16 protein-coding genes are annotated in these 15,789 nt (G+C 72.0%); 6 read left to right on the top strand and 10 right to left on the bottom strand.

Annotated features, from left to right (window positions below; genetic code table 11):
• Positions 1–199: 199 nt before the first annotated feature.
• Positions 200–1,576 (bottom strand): FAD-binding oxidoreductase, encoded by a 1,377-nt coding sequence (locus tag LADH09A_RS20185; protein ID WP_238647039.1) that lies wholly within the window; start codon positions 1,574–1,576, stop codon positions 200–202.
• A gap of 133 nt (positions 1,577–1,709) precedes the next feature.
• Positions 1,710–2,075: a YciI family protein gene (locus tag LADH09A_RS20180; RefSeq protein ID WP_238647038.1), complete on the bottom strand. Its 366-nt coding sequence runs from the start codon at positions 2,073–2,075 to the stop codon at positions 1,710–1,712.
• A 262-nt stretch (positions 2,076–2,337) separates the two neighbouring features.
• Between LADH09A_RS20180 and LADH09A_RS20175 the strand changes: the two genes are divergently transcribed.
• Positions 2,338–3,210, top strand: coding sequence for an aldo/keto reductase (locus tag LADH09A_RS20175; RefSeq protein WP_238647037.1), 873 nt, complete (start codon positions 2,338–2,340; stop codon positions 3,208–3,210).
• 25 nt (positions 3,211–3,235) lie between these two features.
• Here the strand turns inward: LADH09A_RS20175 and LADH09A_RS20170 are convergent, their stop codons facing one another.
• From LADH09A_RS20170 to LADH09A_RS20160, 3 genes are all read right to left on the bottom strand, one after another.
• On the bottom strand, positions 3,236–3,700 hold the full coding sequence (locus LADH09A_RS20170; protein WP_238647036.1) for an effector-associated constant component EACC1: 465 nt from the start codon (positions 3,698–3,700) through the stop codon (positions 3,236–3,238).
• Positions 3,701–3,715: 15 nt separating this feature from the next.
• Positions 3,716–5,959 (bottom strand): M48 family metalloprotease, encoded by a 2,244-nt coding sequence (locus LADH09A_RS20165; protein WP_238647035.1) that lies wholly within the window; start codon positions 5,957–5,959, stop codon positions 3,716–3,718.
• Positions 5,960–6,132: 173 nt separating this feature from the next.
• Positions 6,133–6,930 carry an esterase/lipase family protein gene (locus LADH09A_RS20160; protein ID WP_238647034.1) on the bottom strand — a complete coding sequence of 266 codons (798 nt, stop codon included), beginning with the start codon at positions 6,928–6,930 and terminating at the stop codon, positions 6,133–6,135.
• 229 nt (positions 6,931–7,159) lie between these two features.
• Between LADH09A_RS20160 and LADH09A_RS31970 the strand changes: the two genes are divergently transcribed.
• Entirely contained in the window at positions 7,160–8,521 is a 1,362-nt protein-coding gene (locus LADH09A_RS31970) for a pentapeptide repeat-containing protein (protein WP_238647033.1), read from the top strand.
• 7 nt (positions 8,522–8,528) lie between these two features.
• Here the strand turns inward: LADH09A_RS31970 and LADH09A_RS20150 are convergent, their stop codons facing one another.
• Positions 8,529–9,104, bottom strand: a complete 576-nt coding sequence (locus LADH09A_RS20150) for a TetR/AcrR family transcriptional regulator (RefSeq protein WP_238647032.1) — start codon at positions 9,102–9,104, stop codon at positions 8,529–8,531.
• A gap of 215 nt (positions 9,105–9,319) precedes the next feature.
• Between LADH09A_RS20150 and LADH09A_RS20145 the strand changes: the two genes are divergently transcribed.
• The 3 genes from LADH09A_RS20145 to LADH09A_RS20135 all read left to right on the top strand — a co-directional run bounded on the left by LADH09A_RS20145 (position 9,320) and on the right by LADH09A_RS20135 (position 12,714).
• The gene (locus LADH09A_RS20145) at positions 9,320–10,786 is read left to right on the top strand and encodes an MFS transporter (protein ID WP_238647031.1); all 1,467 of its coding nucleotides are present in this window, start codon (positions 9,320–9,322) and stop codon (positions 10,784–10,786) included.
• A 204-nt stretch (positions 10,787–10,990) separates the two neighbouring features.
• Positions 10,991–11,977, top strand: a complete 987-nt coding sequence (locus LADH09A_RS20140) for an SEC-C domain-containing protein (RefSeq protein WP_238647030.1) — start codon at positions 10,991–10,993, stop codon at positions 11,975–11,977.
• Positions 11,978–12,246: 269 nt separating this feature from the next.
• A complete protein-coding gene (locus LADH09A_RS20135) occupies positions 12,247–12,714 on the top strand; it encodes a nitroreductase family deazaflavin-dependent oxidoreductase (RefSeq protein WP_238647029.1) in 468 nt (155 codons plus the stop codon).
• Between the two features lie 14 nt (positions 12,715–12,728).
• Here LADH09A_RS20135 and LADH09A_RS20130 read toward each other — a convergent pair whose 3' ends face one another.
• From LADH09A_RS20130 to LADH09A_RS20120, 3 genes are all read right to left on the bottom strand, one after another.
• Entirely contained in the window at positions 12,729–13,175 is a 447-nt protein-coding gene (locus tag LADH09A_RS20130) for a hypothetical protein (protein ID WP_238647028.1), read from the bottom strand.
• Positions 13,176–13,514: 339 nt separating this feature from the next.
• Positions 13,515–13,853 (bottom strand): DUF6244 family protein, encoded by a 339-nt coding sequence (locus LADH09A_RS20125; RefSeq protein ID WP_238647027.1) that lies wholly within the window; start codon positions 13,851–13,853, stop codon positions 13,515–13,517.
• Between the two features lie 189 nt (positions 13,854–14,042).
• On the bottom strand, positions 14,043–14,237 hold the full coding sequence (locus tag LADH09A_RS20120) for a winged helix-turn-helix domain-containing protein (RefSeq protein WP_238647063.1): 195 nt from the start codon (positions 14,235–14,237) through the stop codon (positions 14,043–14,045).
• A 404-nt stretch (positions 14,238–14,641) separates the two neighbouring features.
• Here LADH09A_RS20120 and LADH09A_RS20115 point away from each other — a divergent pair, with 404 nt between their 5' ends.
• Positions 14,642–15,019: a hypothetical protein gene (locus LADH09A_RS20115; protein ID WP_238647026.1), complete on the top strand. Its 378-nt coding sequence runs from the start codon at positions 14,642–14,644 to the stop codon at positions 15,017–15,019.
• 113 nt (positions 15,020–15,132) lie between these two features.
• Here the strand turns inward: LADH09A_RS20115 and LADH09A_RS20110 are convergent, their stop codons facing one another.
• Positions 15,133–15,669 (bottom strand): hypothetical protein, encoded by a 537-nt coding sequence (locus LADH09A_RS20110; protein WP_238647025.1) that lies wholly within the window; start codon positions 15,667–15,669, stop codon positions 15,133–15,135.
• Between the last annotated feature and the right edge of the window lie 120 nt (positions 15,670–15,789).

The following is a 15,789-nucleotide window of genomic DNA, read 5'->3' as shown; positions in this document are numbered from 1 at the left end:
AGTCTCTCCTTCAGGTCGGACTCGGGGCCGACCCATTGCAGGCAGTGGAACATGTGTCCAACGACGCGCGGTGCGCGTCGGGCCGGCGGGCGGAACCGCACCGGGAACGTTGTGGCGACGGGCATCAGCGACCGCGCGCCGGGAATCGTACGCCTCCGGTGGCGTGCGGTGTCGGGGTGCTCCCGGCGGCGGCCCGTCATCAGCGCTGCGACCGGGGCAGGGTGGGCACGGCGGTGAGCAGCTCACGCGGGTCGTAGCGGTGCTTGGCCCGGCGTAGCCGCGGCCAGTTCGCGCCGTAGGCGAGCCGGACCCGGTCGGTCTCCTCCGGGGCGAGCAGGTTGGGGTAACCGCCGGGCAGGGCGTGCGGCGCGAGGGCCGCCGAGGTGCGCTCGGCCCACTCCCGGTGTGGCCGGGCCTCCTCGCCGGGCGCCCAGACGGCGATGATCTCGGTGAGCAGGTGGTCGGTCCGCAGGCCGAACGCCGTGTCGGCGAGCCGGACCCGGGTTGCCGCGCCGTGGAAGTGGTGCACGGCCAGCGCGGAGAACGGGGAGCTGACCTGCCGGGCCGCGTCGGCGAGCACGTCCACCGCGCTGTCGGTGAGCGCGGGCAGCCAGCGGGTACGCAGCAGGTAGTGGTTGCCGTCGACCATCCCGCCGTCGAACATCCGCAGCGCGTCCGCGTACGGCATCGGGGCGATCTGGTCGACCAGCGGGGTGCCCAGTGCGCGCAGCCGGTCCATCCACGGCAGCCCGGCGTCCAGGTCCGGGCCGCTGTAGAACGGGCAGACGAAGATCACCGGCTCGCCGGCCGGGCCGGGCAGGAAACCGGTCATCACGGTCAGCTCGTCCGGGGCCTCGGCGACGAGCGCGCCGTAGCCGCGCAGCACGGCCGGCGCCTCGGCCAGCGCGAACATGATCATGCCGGCCAGCACGCCGGGCAGCCGGTGCGCGCGGAAACGCAGCTCGGTGACCACGCCGACGTTCCCACCGCCGCCGCGCAGCGCCCAGTACAGCTCGGCGTCGTGCCGGGGGTCGGCGGTGACCCGACGGCCGTCGGCGAGGACCACCTCGGCGCCGAGCAGGTTGTCCAGGGTCAGCCCGAACCGGCCACACAACGGGCCGTACCCGCCGGCGAGGCTGAGCCCGGCCATGCCCACGTCGCCGACCGTGCCGGTGGGCACCACCAGGTCGTACGGACGGGTGGCGGCGAGCAGCTCGTGAGCAGTGACGCCGCCGCCGACGGTCACCGTCTCCTCGTCCGGGTCGACCCGGACGGCGCGAAGTCCGGTCAGGTCGAGCACCAGGCCACCGTCGCGCAGCGCCCGGCCGGCCCAGTCGTGCCCTCCGGAGCGGACCGACAGGGGCAGGTGGCACTGGGCGGCGACGCGGGCGGCGTCGGCCACCTCGTCGGCGTCCTGGCAGTGGGCCACCAGGACGGGCGTACGCTTCACCGCCCCGTTCCAGAGCGTCGTGGTGGTGGCGTACGCCGGATCGCCCGGCTCGTGCAGCCGGTCGCCGAGCAGGGCGCGCAGCCGGGCGGTGGCCGTCGCGACATCGGGGGTGGCGGCGGAGATCATGGCGACTCCTCGACCGGGGCCGACCCAAGGCTTCCGGGTGCGCCCCGGTGGCGGCCCTCGCTGGGCGCGACCGTAACACCGACGTGCTGCCGAGCGCCGTCGTCATCACGACAGCCACCGATTGACCGGCCAGTCAGCTTTCGGTCTTGACCAGCGGAAACTCCAGTGATCCGGCCGGGCAGAGGAAGGTCAGCACGTCCACCCGGTAGAGCCCGGCCTGCACCGCCGGGTCGGCCTCCAACACGCTGCGGACGTCGTCGACGCTGCCGGTGCGGGCCAGGCCGAAGCCGATCGGTGGCTCCGGCTCGCGGGCCGGCCCGTCCACCGAACCGGCGACCAGGATGATGCCGCGCCGCTGTAGCGCCTGCATGTGCTCGGCGTGCTCGGCCTGCAACCGCTGCACGGTCTCGGTGGGCAGGGCCCGTCCGGCCGCGCCGGGATAGATCACGATGCACTCGTACGTGTCGAGCGCGAAGTTGACCTGCGGCACTCCCGCCATGGGTGCTCCCTCTGCCGTCACGCCGGAAGGCACCGGCTCCGGCCAGCGTCGCACGGACGCCCCGGTCGTACCGGCCGCTTCCAGGCAACTGCCCGCGGCGGCTTTTCGCGCGACTGCCCGAGGCGGCTTTTCGCGCGACTGCCCGTGTCCACGCACACAGTCGGCCGACGAGCGGAATACCCGCCCACCAGCGGGGGATGATCTATGAGGTGGTGGGTGGGCCTTTCCGCGCCCCCACGACACGACGATTGGGGATCGACCAATGGCGACCAACATCAGTGAGCAGCCCGCGAAGGCGTCCGGCACGTACCGCATCGGTGGCGACGTCACCGTCAACCGGCTCGGCTACGGGGCGATGCAGCTCACCGGCCCGGGTGTCTGGGGAGACCCGAAGGACCCCGCGGAGGCGGTCCGGGTGCTGCGCCGCGCGATCGAGCTGGGCGTGACGTTCATCGACACCGCCGACTCGTACGGCCCGTTCGTCTCGGAGTTGCTGATCCGGGAGGCCCTGCACCCGTACGCCGATGACCTGGTCATCGCGACCAAGGCCGGGCTGAGCCGCTCCGGACCGGGTGACTGGCGGGCGCTGGGCCGCCCGGAGTACCTGCGCCAGCAGTGTGAGCTGAGCCTGCGGCACCTCGGCCTGGACAGCATCCCGCTGTACCAGCTGCACCGGATCGACCCGAAGGTGCCGCTCGCGGACCAGTTGGGTGAGCTGGCGCTGCTGCGCGAGGAGGGCAAGATCCAGCACATCGGTCTGTCCGAGGTAAGCGTCGCGCAGATCGAGGAGTCCCGGGAGATCACCACGATCGCGTCGGTGCAGAACCTGTACAACCTCGCCAACCGCAGCGCCGAGGACGTGCTGGAGTACTGCGAGCGCAACGACCTCGCGTTCATCCCGTGGTTCCCGATCGCCACCGGTGAGCTGGCCCGCCCGGGCGGCCCGCTGGACGCCATCTCCACCGCGCACGGCGCGTCGCCCGCGCAGCTCGCGCTGGCCTGGCTGCTGCGCCGCTCGCCGGTGATGCTGCCGATCCCCGGTACGTCCTCGGTGGCGCACCTGGAGGAGAACGTGGGCGCGGCCGACGTGCGGCTCACCGACGACGAGTTCGAGGCGCTCGCCAAGGCGAGCTGATCCACCGGTGCGGACGCCGTCGGTGTCAGTCGACGGCGTCCGGACCGGGCTTGAGGGCAACGTCCGCGCCGGGCTCACGGGCGGCGCCCGGAGCGGGCTTGAGGGCGGCGTCCGCGCCGGGCTCACGAGCGGCCCGCAGGGCCTCGGTCGCCTGGGCCAGCAGACGGGCCGAGTCGGTGCGTCCGCTCACCTGTAGCTCCACCTCGGTGTCTCCGGTCTGGATCCGGATGCTGGCCTCGGTGCGCTGCTGGTCGACCCAGGACTGCAACAGGTTGAACAGACCCGGGAGCAGCCCCTGGGCCAGCACCGCGATGATCACCGCGTCGCTGAAGCCCGGCCGGCCCCTGCCCCCGCCGGCCTGGCGGACCACCGGCCGGTATTCCGGCTGGCGGTGGATCCAGGCCAGCAGATCGATCGTCGGGGCCTGCCGCTGCCGGGGGTTGATGGTCAGCCGCACGGGCAGCCGGGCCGCGGCGAAGCTGTCGGTCACGGTCTCTTTCTCCGGTCAGTTGGTGGTGGGGCGGAAGGCGACGGCGTCCCCGTCGGCGGTGGCCACACCCGCGACGGTGAACGTGTCCTCCTCCGTGAACGGTGAGTCACTGCCGAAGTAGGTGTTGGTGCCGCTGACCTGCACCCTGCCCTGCGTCTCGTACGGCGTGGCGACCTGGGCGCTGGCCGGGCCGGTCAGTTCGACGGCGACTTTCGGGTATTCCAGCATCTTCCAGGTGACCTTCTGGGTGGAGCCGCTGGGGTAGCGGAACGGGCAGCCGGGTGGCGCGGCGACCGCCTGCTTGACGCACTCGTCCAACCAGGCGCGCACCCGGGCCTCGACGGCCTCGACGGCCGTGGGCTTGAGCACCGGAGCCAGTTGCAGGGTCGCCGCGTTCTGCGCGGGGCCGACCACCACCGTCTCGGCGGGCGTCTCACTGAGCGCGCTGGACGGGCCGGTCGCCGTGTAGGTGCCGGGCAGCAGCATCAGCGCGGGGCCCTCGGCGGCGCCGGGCAGCTCCACCCCGTTGAGCCGCACTCCGGGGCCGGCGATCGGTGTGTTGAGCACGGCCAGCCCACCGTCGACCCGCCAGCCGTGGAAGAACCCGGCGGTCGCCTCGTCGTCACGACGCAGCTTCACCGTGGAGGTCTGCGCCGCGCCGGCCAGCCGGTAGGCCACCGTGGCGGTGGCGGTGTCACCGTCGCGGTCCACTGAGCTGATCTTCACGTCGGTCGGTGGTTGGTAACCCTCGCCGCGCAGCAGTCGGGCGAGCAGCTTGCGGTCGGTGACGCCGCTCTGGTCGGTGACGCCACTCTGGCCGGTGACGTCGCTCTGACCGGTCAGGAAGCCGAGCGCGGCGTCGCTGTCGCGGTCGGCGAGCGCGGAGAAGTATCCGTCGACCGCCGACTGGGGGCGGAAGAACGCCCACTGCACCACGCCGAGCCCGCCGGTGCCGGCGCACGCGGCCAGCGCCAGGGCACCGACCAGCAGCCAGGTGCGGCGGGTGCCGACCGGGCCCGCGTGGCCGAACAGCCGCTCGGCGGTGACGGCGGGCTCGCCCGCCTCGACGGACGCACCGGCCACCGACGCCCTCTCCAGCGCGTCGAGTCGCAGTTCGTGCGGCGGGTGGGTGGCGCAGACCGCCTCGTCCCAGCCGCTGCGGCCGGTCTCGAAGGACAGCCGCCGCTCCAGCACGCGCCGCATCCCGTCGACGTGCCCGGTGAGCACGGCGCCGAGGTCGGCCCGGTACTCCGCCGCCCGGACGTCACGGGCGTGCAGCGGCAGCACCACGTACCGCATGGTGAGCAGCACCGGCCAGAAGAACAGGAAGACCACGAAGTTGGTGCCCGGGTGCGGGAAGGTCCGCATCAACCAGGCCGGCAGGGCGTGCGCGAGGGTCAGCGGCAGACCGACACCACGGACGAAGGCGCTGGTGATCTCGTCCCCGGTGCGCCAGTGCACCAGCTCGTGGCTGAACAGGGCGGCGATCTCGTCGTCCGGTTCGGTCAGCACGGCGGTGGTGACCACCACGTGCCGGGCGTACGTGCGGGCGTTGCTCAGGACCGGGTCGTCCTCCATCAGCAGCCGCGGCACGGTGGGCAGGCCGAGCCGTCGGGCGCACTCGTCCAGCACCGGGCGCAGCCGCGCGTTCTCGCGGCGGCTGGGCTGACGGGCGCCGGAGACCACGAGCAGGCGCGGTTCCAGCAACACCCGGTAGAGCGTGTAGAGCACCCCGATCAGCGCCGCCGCGACGACCGTGCCGACCAGACCGGTGGCCACCGTGAGCGGCCCGGCGTCGGCGCCCAGCCAGGGCACCACCAGCACGGCGAGGAAGCCGCCCAGGAACCCGGCGACGAAGCCGACCACGCCGCCGAGGACGCCGCCGGAGCGGGTCAGGAACGCCTCCAGCAGGGGGCCGATCAGCGGCGCGTCGCGCAGCACCTGGGGTAGCTGGTCATCGGTGCCCAACCCGCCGGCGAAGAGCCCGGTGACCGCGAGGATGAGACCGCCCCAGAACGCCAGGAGCAGCGCGACCGGCAGGTAGAACCAGGTGGCGAAGAAGGCGCCGAGCACACCGCGCCAGTCCCGCAGGATCCCGGCGCGCAGCCAGACCAGCGCGCTGGGATAGCCCGGCGGCCGGTCGGCGAACCCCTCGGTGGACGGCGGCGTGTGGGCCGCCGGCGGCTCGGCGGCCCGGACGTCGAGCTGCGGCACGGTCGGCGGAGTGCCCTCCGGCGGCACGGGATGCGGCTCGGTCATGCGCGCTGCTCCTCGGGGAAAGGTCGCGTCTACTGTCGTGTTTGGACGGCCGAGGCAGGCTATCGAGGACACCTGATGTCTGCCATCCCGTTTCGCCGCACCGTCGCCCACCCGACACTCACCGTCGCGCGCCGGTGGGGGTGGCCCCGCCGGGACCACCCCCACGGACCGGGTCAGAGCGCGAGGCAGTTGGGTCGTACCGGGCCGTCGACCAGGGCGCCGCGCACGATGGTGTACGCCGTGCCGTCGAGCACCAGGCCGAGGTGTCCCACCACTCGCAGCGGGCAGTACGTCTGGATCAGCACGTTGGTCGCACCGTCGTTGACGACGGCGTTCCCGGTCGGCCGGACCAGCTCGTCCTGGAGGGTTCGGATGGTGGTGTAACGCACCGCGCCGGGGGTGTCGTCGCCGGCGTTGAGGTCGGCGAGGAACGCCGAGCCGATGGTCATCTGCTGGCAGGCCACGATGCCGGCGCAGCTGCCCAGGCCGAGGAACGCCACGATGTTGGCGACGTAGGTGCCGTACTGCGGGGTGCCCAGGCTGACGTAGCGACCGATGGCGGCGGTGCCGCCGAGCCGCTTGAGGTAGTAGCGGCTGACCAGGCCGCCTTCGGAGTGGGCCACGACGTCCACGGTCGCCGCTCCGGTGCTGGCGCGCACCTGGTCGATGTACGTGGCGAACGCGCGGGCGGAGGTGGGGATGTCGCCGAGGCCCAGCCCGGGCAACTGGTAGATGAAGGTGCGGTAGCCGTCGGCGCGCAGCCGGGCGGCCATCGGCTCGTACGCGACGGCGACGCCGCTGAGCCCTCCGACCACGATCACCGGATTGGCCGCGGCGGCGGCGGCGAAGGCCTCGGGAGTGACGGGAGCCGGGGTGGGATCGGCAGGGGCGGCTGCGGTCGCCGTGCCGCCGGACGCGAACAGGGCGGCGGCGACGAGGGCCACGACGAGGGCGGTCTTTCGGAGCAGCATGGCTGCACCTCCGGGGGGAGGCACCCGGCGTACCGGGCAGGTGGGTGGGGTGTCCGGTCGACCGTGCGACGATCATGCCCGCAACAATTCAGAAACGTCAATGACTTGTTACGCGCCGGTAACCCGTTGTCCCGGCGAGGGCGCAAACCGGCAAATCGCAGCGCTCCACATCGGACCGGTGACCCGACGCCCGCACCCGGGTCGGGTCGGTGAGTGACATGCTGTGGCCGTGGCCGCCGACGAACCCGCCGAGCGCCAGCTACGGGTGATGCCCTGGTGGCTGGTCCTGGTCGGTCTGCTGCTCGCCGCCGCCCTGGGCTGGCTGGTGCTGGACCTGCTGCTCACCGAGGCCGACCGGGCCAGCCAGCCGGACACCCGCGCCACGCTGCGCATCGACGCGATCCGCACCGGCCTGACCGTGGTCGCCGGCACCGGTGGTGGGCTCGCCCTGCTCCTGGCCGCCCGCCGCCAGTGGATCACCGAACGCGCGCAGCGGCACCAGGAGAGCGTCGCCGCCCGGGACCAGGCCCACCGCGACCGGGTGCAGGCGCACGCCGAGTCGGTGGCCGAGGCCGCGCAACGCCAGCAGGACCGGCAGTCCACGGCCGCCGAGCACGACGCCGCCGAACGCCGGCTGACCGAGCTCTACACCCGGGCCGTCGACCTGCTCGGCAACGACAGCGCGGCGGTACGCCTCGGCGGCCTGCACGCCCTGGAGCGCCTCGGTCAGGACAATCCGGGGCAGCGCCCGACGATCGCGGCGGTGCTGTGCGCGTACCTGCGGATGCCGGCGCCCGACGACGAGCCGCGCGAGACGGAGGTCCGGCGCACCGCGCAGCGTGTGCTGACCCGCCACCTGCGCGCGGACGACGACGCCACGTACTGGCCGAAGGTCGTGCTGGATCTGTCCGGCGCCCGGCTGGTCGACTTCGACGCCAGCGGCTGCACGCTCACGAACGCGGACTTCACCGGAACGGTGTTCACAGGCGCGACCAGCTTCGCCGATGCGACTGCGCGGGGGCGCCTCGCCCTCGGGGCGGCGTCCTTCGACGACGTGACCTTCGAGGACCTCGCGGCCGACGCGGAGATCGTGCTGGATGACGCCCACGTCGCCGGTGTGGCGACCTTCGCGGGGGCCGAACTTGTCCGCGGCCTGTCCTGCCGGCGGTCCAGGTTCGCCGGCCCGACGTCATTTCGCCGGTCGACGTTCGACCAGTCGACCAGCTTCGACGCCACCCGATTCGAGGACAGCGCCACGTTCCAGCAGGCCGAGTTCTTCGGCGGTCTGTCGATGGAGCACACCGATTTCGGCGGGCCGGCCAATTTCCGCTCCGCGCGGTTCGAGGACATGGCCCTGTTCCGCTGGACGATGTTCGGCAGCGAGGCGCTGTTCGAGCAGACCCGGTTCACCAACGCCGCGAACTTCGGCCGGGCCCGGTTTCACGGCTCCGCCAGCTTTGACGGCGCGCAGTTCGGCCGGCAGCCGCTGGTCGACCAGGCCCGGGCAGCGGTCGGCCCCCAGCACGTCTGGCCGACGGGCGCGGTGGTCGAACAGCTCGACGACGAGTGGCTGCTGCTGGTCGACCGGTGACGCCGGGTCAGCGGGTGGGCGCGCGCAGCCCGTCCAGGGCCACGCCGAGCACCCGGTCGCGCTGCTCGGGCGACGGGAACTGGGCCATGGTGAGGCCGCTGATCAGTCGCACCACGTCGTCGAAGCCGACGTCGTCACGGACCACGCCGGCGACCTGGGCACGACGCATCAGCGGCTCGCCGGCGGAGTAGATCTCCGCCCGGCAGCTCCGGAAGATCTCCGAGTCGTGCAGCAACTGCTCGGCGAGGGCCCGCTTGGTGGCGACGTACGCGACGAACCGGTGCAACCAGGCGACGAGCGCGTCCCACGGTGGCAGCTCGGCCAGGTCCTCCGCAGAGCGGCTCAGCGCCCGGACCTCCTCGACGTACACGGCCTCGAAGAGGTGGCGCCGGCTGGGAAAGTTGCGGTAGAGCGTGCCGATGCCCACACCGGCCCGCCGGGCCACGTCCTCCAGGGAGGCGGCAGCGCCGTTCTCGGCGAACGCGTCGCGCGCAGCGGCGACCAGAGCGTCGTAGTTACGCCGTGCGTCCGCTCGCTTCGGGCGTTGCGCGAATACCTCGGGCGCCTGCCCCGCGCTGGTCATGACGTGCGTCACCCCGTTTCGGTTGCAACCGGAGGCAACCCTCCGCTAGCTTAGTGGAGGCACCCCTCCGGAATCCCGGAGGCCTGCCTCCGCTTAGCTTACCTCGGGACCCGCCCGATCCGCCTGGCCACCCGATCGCCCGGACCCGACAGCCAGCCCGCCACAGACGACGGGTGACACACCTCCTTCCGTACCGTTATCAGGAGTCTTCTCTCGTGGTAGTGACCTCCCGACGCAGCTCGCGTCGGCTCACCTTCACCGTGCTCGCGGCCGGTGCCGGGTTCTTCGCGATGCTCCAGTCGCTGATCACCCCGGTGCTGCCGACCATCCAGCACGATCTGCACACCTCCCAGAACACCGTGACCTGGGTCCTGACCGCCTACCTGCTCTCAGCGTCGATCTTCACGCCGATCCTCGGGCGGGTCGGCGACATGGTCGGCAAGGAGCGGATGCTGGTCGTCGCGCTCGCCGCGCTCGCCCTCGGCTGCCTGCTGGCCGCCATCGCGCCGAACATCGGCGTCCTCATCCTCGCCCGCGTCGTGCAGGGCATCGGTGGAGCCGTCTTCCCGCTGTCGTTCGGCATCATCCGCGACGAGTTCCCCGCCGCGCGGGTCTCCACGGCCGTGGCCGCCATCTCGGCGATCGTCGCCGTCGGCGGTGGCCTGGGCATCGTGCTGGCCGGCCCGATCGTCAGCACGCTGGACTACCGCTGGCTGTTCTGGATCCCGATGGTCGTGGTCGGGCTGACCGCCGTGGCCGCCCACCTGTTCGTCCCCGAGTCCCCGGTCCGCACCCCCGGTCGCATCGACTGGCGAGCGACCCTGCTGCTCTCCGGCTGGCTGGTCGCGTTGCTGCTGCCGATCAGCCAGGGCGCGGCGTGGGGCTGGACCAGCCCCCGGGTGCTCGGCCTGCTGGCCCTCGCCGTGGTGCTCCTGGTCGGCTGGCTGGTCGCCGAGGTGCGGTCGCCCAACCCACTGATCGACATGCGGATGATGCGCCTGCCCGGCGTCTGGACCACCAACCTGGTCGCCCTGCTCTACGGCGCGTCGATGTTCTCCGTGTACGCGTTCCTCCCCCAGTTCCTCCAGACCCCGACCGCCGCCGGCTACGGCTTCGGCGCGAGCATCAGCCAGGCCGGTCTGCTCATGCTGCCGATGGTCAGCGCGATGTTCGTCGCCGGCATCGTCGCCGGCCGGCTCCAGGCCGTCTTCAGCGCCAAGGCGCAGCTCGCCACCGGCGCCACGTTCAACGTGGCCGCCTCCGCGATGCTCGCCGCCGCGCACGACACCCGCTGGGAGGTCGCCATCGCCGGTGGCCTGGTCGGCCTCGGCATCGGCCTGGCCTTCGCGTCGATGGCCAACCTGATCGTCGCCAGCGTGCCCGCCAGCCAGACCGGCGTCGCGACCGGTATGAACGCCAACATCCGTACCATCGGAGGCGCGATCGGCGCCGCCGTGGTCAGCGGCGTGATCACCGCGAACCCGCAGGCCAACGGCCTGCCCCGGGAGGCCGGCTTCACGATGGGGTTTCTCGTCCTCACGGCCATCGCACTGGCCGCCGCGCTCGCGGCCCTCGCCGTCCCGTCCGCCCGGCGGAAGGCGGCCGGTCCCCGGCCGTCCACCACGACGATCGTCGAGTCGGAGCTAGCCGGCGAGTTCGCCACCATGCCCGCGACCCGCTGACCCGCCGCGCCGCCCCTCCGTGGTCCAAGATCCGCGCAACTTCGGTGAAAGTGCTGCCTCAACGCGTTGGCAGGCAGCACTTTCACCGAAAGTACGCGGATCTTGCGCTTGGGCGGCGGCGGGCGTCCGGGTTCGGGGTTTCCGTCGGCCCCAGGAGTACGCTGACCGCTTCCCGTCTGCCTATTCGTCTTCCAGGATGCGCCCATGTCCAAACTGCTGACCACCGACCGCATCGAGGAGATCGGCGCCCTGGGACCCGAGAGCCCGGACCCGGCCGCGCTGGTCGCCGAGCTGGTGGGCGCCGTCGACGAGGGACGGGTCGCCGACCCCGACGACACCGCGTACGCCCTGCTGGTCGCCGCGGACATCCTCGAGCAGGCCGGCGACCTGGCCGACGCGCTCGCGCTGGCCACCCGCGCCATCGCCGAACAACCCGACGAGGACGCGTACGCGCGGTCGGTGCGCGGCGGTCTGCTGCTGCGCCTCGGCCGCTCCGACGAGGGCATGGCCGAACTGACCGCCCTGCGCCCGCTGCTGGAAACCAACCCCAACGCCACGTACCTGATCGATGAGCTGGCCGACGCCGGCCACACCGACCTGGCGTTGGAATGGCTGACCGGGGCGCTCGACGCGATCCTGGAACGGACCCGCAACCAGCAGCACGAATCCGAGGACGCCCAGGACGAGGCCGCGGCCATGATCTACGGCCTGACCCAGCGGCGGCACACCCTGCGCGAGGAGATGGGCCTCCCGCACGACGAGTACGACAACCTCGCCGACCGGCTACGCGCCGCCAGCGACCACGCGCTCGACGCGCTGGACGATGGCCCCGCGACGCTGCTGTTCTGGCCGCAGGCGGAGTTCGACGCGCTGCTGCTGCGCTGGCCCGCCCTCGCCGGCAGCTACCCCACCAGCTGGGACGAACACCGCGCCCAGACCGAGCGCGCCCTCGCCGACGCCTCCGGGCTGGGCGGCGCCGACCTGGGCGTGGCCGTCGGGTCCGTCGCCGGGCTGGCGGCCTTCGCCGAACGCGAGGGCAGCGACCCCACCGACGAGGAAACCCAGGACGAGTACGCCGACTCGCTCACCGGGCCCGACCTCAGGGCCTGGCCACCCGGCCGCAACGACGCCTGCTGGTGCGGGTCCGGGGCGAAGTACAAGAAGTGCTGCCTGCCGCGCTCGCGCGGGTGACCCCCCTCGGGCCCGGTCCCACGGCTCCCGGAGGGCATGTCCTGTCCGCGCTCGCGCAGAGGACCCCTCTCGGGCCTGGTCCCACGGCTCCCGGAGGGCATGTCCTGTCCGCGCTCGCGCAGAGGACCCCTCTCGGGCCTGGTCCCACGGCCCCCGGAGGCCGGGTCCTGTGAAAGCCTGATGCCGGTGAGTCATCGTGGTGACTCACCGGCATCAGAACGCGGCCTGCCCTCACCCCCGGGGACCGGCCCGATGAGGGAGGCAGAGCGATGACCGCGCAGGAGCAGCACGAGACGATCGAGGACAGCCCGGTCGGCTGGGTGGCCAAGCACATCCGGCGGTACGTCGAAACCGACGGCGCCGACGGCGGCACCTACCAGGGCGTACCGTCGCTGCTCCTCACCACCCGCGGACGCCGCACCGGCACGCTGCGCCGCACCGCCCTGATGTACGGCCGCGACGGCGACCACCACCTGCTGGTGGCATCCAACGGGGGCGCGGACAAGCACCCCGCCTGGTATTTGAACCTGACCGCCGACCCGGCGGTGGAGATCCAGGTCGGAGCGGAGCGGTTCGCCGGTCGGGCCCGCACGGCGACGGGCGAGGAACGGGTCCGGCTGTGGCCGGTGATGACGAAGGTCTTCCCGACGTACGAGCGCTATCAGAAGGGCACCGACCGCGAGATCCCCCTCGTCGTCATCGAACGCGCACCCGGGGAACCCTCGGAGACCGATTGATCTCCTCGGGGGCGTTACCCCGCCGCTTCAATGGCCGCCTCCACCTTGTCCAGGTAGTTGAACCACCACTCCCCCTCAGGCTTCGGTCGCGCGGCCAACAGGCTTGCCGCCACAACGAAGGCAAGGATGACTGCGCTACCGGCCGGCAGCACGCCCGACAGTGGTCGACCGGTCAGAGCGGCACCGAGGAAGGCTTCGATCTCAGGTGACGTCGCCGAACTCCAGGACTCAGCCTCTGCAACCTCAGTGGCCAGTTCCTCAATCTGTTCGGGCGACGGCTTGCCTCCGCAGATGTCGGTACTTACGAAGGCCGAGATGGCAACAAGCAACTCCATGGCGGACTGCCGCGTTGATTCGTCGGAAAACGTCTTGAGCGCCTCATCAAATTCGCCGGGCTGCCGCTTCACGGCCCAGTGCAGCCCATCTCGGACGAGTTGCTCAACTCGCTCATCGATCTTCAAAGGAACCTCCGCTATCCTGCGATCTCGCCTTGTATGCCTTGAGGGATCCCCAGGTCGCCACGGCCCCAAGGACGACGCCGGCGACCGCCTTCGGTAGCGCCGGCAAGAACTCTGAAACCGTCGCCCACGCTGTTGCCGCTGCCGACCCGCCAACAGCAATTGCCTCCGGGCCAACACTTCTGCGCTTGGTGGGCGGTGGTGCCTCCCGGCCTTCCCGGCTTCGCGCCTCACGTCGCCGGCTGCGATCCGGCAGCGCCGGCCTTGACCGTGGGACTGCCGGTCGCAGGGTGACGCTGGCCGCTGCGGGTGGTTGGTGGGTTGTGCTACCACCACCCGTGGTCAGTTTCCCAGCGCTCGGACCTTGGCGATCGTCTCCTGGACGTGCTGCTTGGCCGGTTCGCCGCCCTGGGACGCCTGCGCCAGCGCCTGACGGTACGCATCGATCATGCCGACGAGCGGGCCGGCTGCCACGCCTTCCAGCGCACCGGCCACCAGTGCCCGCGCCTCGGCCGCGTCCTGGGCTGCCGCTGCGGTCTTGGCCTTTGCCTCGTCCAGCTTCTGCGACGCCGCCGCCAGCCTCGCGATGATCTGTGCTGCGCTCACGCGCGCCTCCCCATGATCGACCATCGCCTCCGCCACCGCACCGGCGGAGACCACATGGGAGCGTACGAGATCCACGCACTCAGCGCGACCACCCGCTTGCTCACCGGCCACCGCACGGTTGGCGAGTGCCCGACAAGCACCAATAGCGAGATGGCATCCAGCTTCGACCCGCCCGAAAGACTAGATCTTGGACAGTTTCCGTTCCGAGCTGACGGAAACTGTCCAAGATCTACGGCAGCGCTCGGCAATTAATGTTGACAGCACTCAGCTCTCGGCGACGAACACGCCGACGCCTCCGACACCTTCCACCAAGCCCTCGATCTTGAGCGCGTTGATGGCCTGACGGACGACGATGGCTGACACGTCGTGCTGACGGCACAGCTCGGAGGTCGAGGGCAGCTTGTCGCCCGGCGCGAGTTCGCCGGACTTGATCTGAGCGCGGATGCCATCGGCGATCAGCGCCTACTTCGCTGTGGCGGGCATTGGTGTCTCCCAGGTCAGGTCCAGCGCTGAGGCGGACGGATGAGCTTAGGCGTGGATCGGCAGCAGGCAGGCGCGACCGACCAGCGGTTGACGCGGCACGGGCCGCATGTGCGGGACAGTGCCGGGGCGGGCAGCGTCATAGACTCTGCTGCCGGCAGCCAAGTGGGCGGTCCATGCCGCTGGAGGAGCGACGCGACGTGGCACCTCAAGGAAACCCCACCACCGCTAGCGGCCGTCGTCGCCGGACCAGGGCCATCGCGCTGTCGGGCGGGCTCGCGGCAGTGCTGGCCCTCGTGCTCGTCGCTGCCCACGCCACCGGTGACAGGTGGGGCCTCCTCGACAGTTCCCGGTCGTCTTCCTCGACACCGCCCGCGCCAAGCGTGACCCCCGCAGAATCTCGGGCACAGCTCGCCCGGGCCTGCATCGCGCAGACCAAGGGCGAGGAAGCCGTGGCGTACTTCCACCGGGACATCCCCGCCGACCGTTGGGGCGACCCGGTCCGTGGCACCGCCTCGGCGAGCAGCGAGCCGTACGTGCTGTGGCTCTTCGACGACAACTGCGAGCCGCACAGGGCGCTCGACGTGCCACCGCGGACCAGTCGTACGTTCAAGGCGCGGGTGGGTCAGGTCTGGTCCTACACCGAAGCGTCAGCGGGGCAACCCGCCGACGGCCGCACCTGTCGCGTCTTCGGCCTCTCGAACAGCGGCACCGAGCAGAGGTTCAGCGACAGCGGGCTGCTCACCTACCACGCCGCGTAGGCCGTCGACCTCAAGGTCGACTCGGGTTTCAGGAAGTCGGGGTGTCCGGACCTCCGGGACACCGCGACTTTCTGAAAAACGAGTCGATCACGCCGGGCGGGCCTGCGGCGGGGTCAGCGCAGGCCGCGGACCAGCAGCAGGTAGGCGCAGTAGGCCATCGGCACCAGCAGAAAACAGATCAGGAACCCGAGCGGCAGATAACGCGGCGGGGTGCCGGTGACCATCGCGGGCCGACCCCACCTGCCCAGCACCAGGTACCCACCGAAGAACGCCACCGCCGGCAGCCCCGCGCAGATCCACGCGCCGAGGGTGAACCCGTCGACCAGACCGACCCCGGACGCCAGCACCAGGGCCAGCACGAGCACCCCGGCGGCAGCACCGGACGCGGCGTAGACCGCGACCGCCCGCGCGAGCGGCGACCACGTCGGCAGGAGCGCCGGCCGCTGGGCCAGCAGCTCCGCCTGCTGCCCGTGCCGGTCGGCCTCGTCGGCCATCCGCCGGGCCAACTCCAACTCGACCGCCGGGTCGACCGCCGCCGCGCGCTGCGCCGGCACCCCGACGCCCGCCGGGCTCACCGCCGTCGGCAGCGCCAGCCGCGCCTCCCCCGCCGGCAGCTGGGGATACGCCCCGACCCCCGCCCGCCCCGGCACGCCGGCTGCGCCGTCGGGTCCGCTGTCCCCCGTTCCGGGTGCCGACGGGCCGGAAACGGAGGCGGAAGCCGACCCGAAGCCCTGCGATCCAGGTGCCGACGAGCCGGACCCGGAAGCGGA

The sequence above is a fragment of the Micromonospora cabrerizensis genome, assembly GCF_022230955.1.
Classification (GTDB): domain Bacteria; phylum Actinomycetota; class Actinomycetes; order Mycobacteriales; family Micromonosporaceae; genus Micromonospora; species Micromonospora cabrerizensis.
This window is presented reverse-complemented; position numbering and strand designations above follow the sequence as displayed.

Bases quoted from the DNA above. Each gene is read 5' to 3' on its own strand.
- LADH09A_RS20185 (WP_238647039.1), bottom strand. From the start codon at position 1,576: ATGATCTCCGCCGCCACCCCCGATGTCGCGACGGCCACCGCCCGGCTG.
- LADH09A_RS20180 (WP_238647038.1), bottom strand. From the start codon at position 2,075: ATGGCGGGAGTGCCGCAGGTCAACTTCGCGCTCGACACGTACGAGTGC.
- LADH09A_RS20140 (WP_238647030.1), top strand. From the start codon at position 10,991: ATGTCCAAACTGCTGACCACCGACCGCATCGAGGAGATCGGCGCCCTG.
- LADH09A_RS20165 (WP_238647035.1), bottom strand. From the start codon at position 5,959: ATGACCGAGCCGCATCCCGTGCCGCCGGAGGGCACTCCGCCGACCGTG.
- LADH09A_RS20175 (WP_238647037.1), top strand. From the start codon at position 2,338: ATGGCGACCAACATCAGTGAGCAGCCCGCGAAGGCGTCCGGCACGTAC.
- LADH09A_RS20160 (WP_238647034.1), bottom strand. From the start codon at position 6,930: ATGCTGCTCCGAAAGACCGCCCTCGTCGTGGCCCTCGTCGCCGCCGCC.
- LADH09A_RS20150 (WP_238647032.1), bottom strand. From the start codon at position 9,104: ATGACCAGCGCGGGGCAGGCGCCCGAGGTATTCGCGCAACGCCCGAAG.
- LADH09A_RS20135 (WP_238647029.1), top strand. From the start codon at position 12,247: ATGACCGCGCAGGAGCAGCACGAGACGATCGAGGACAGCCCGGTCGGC.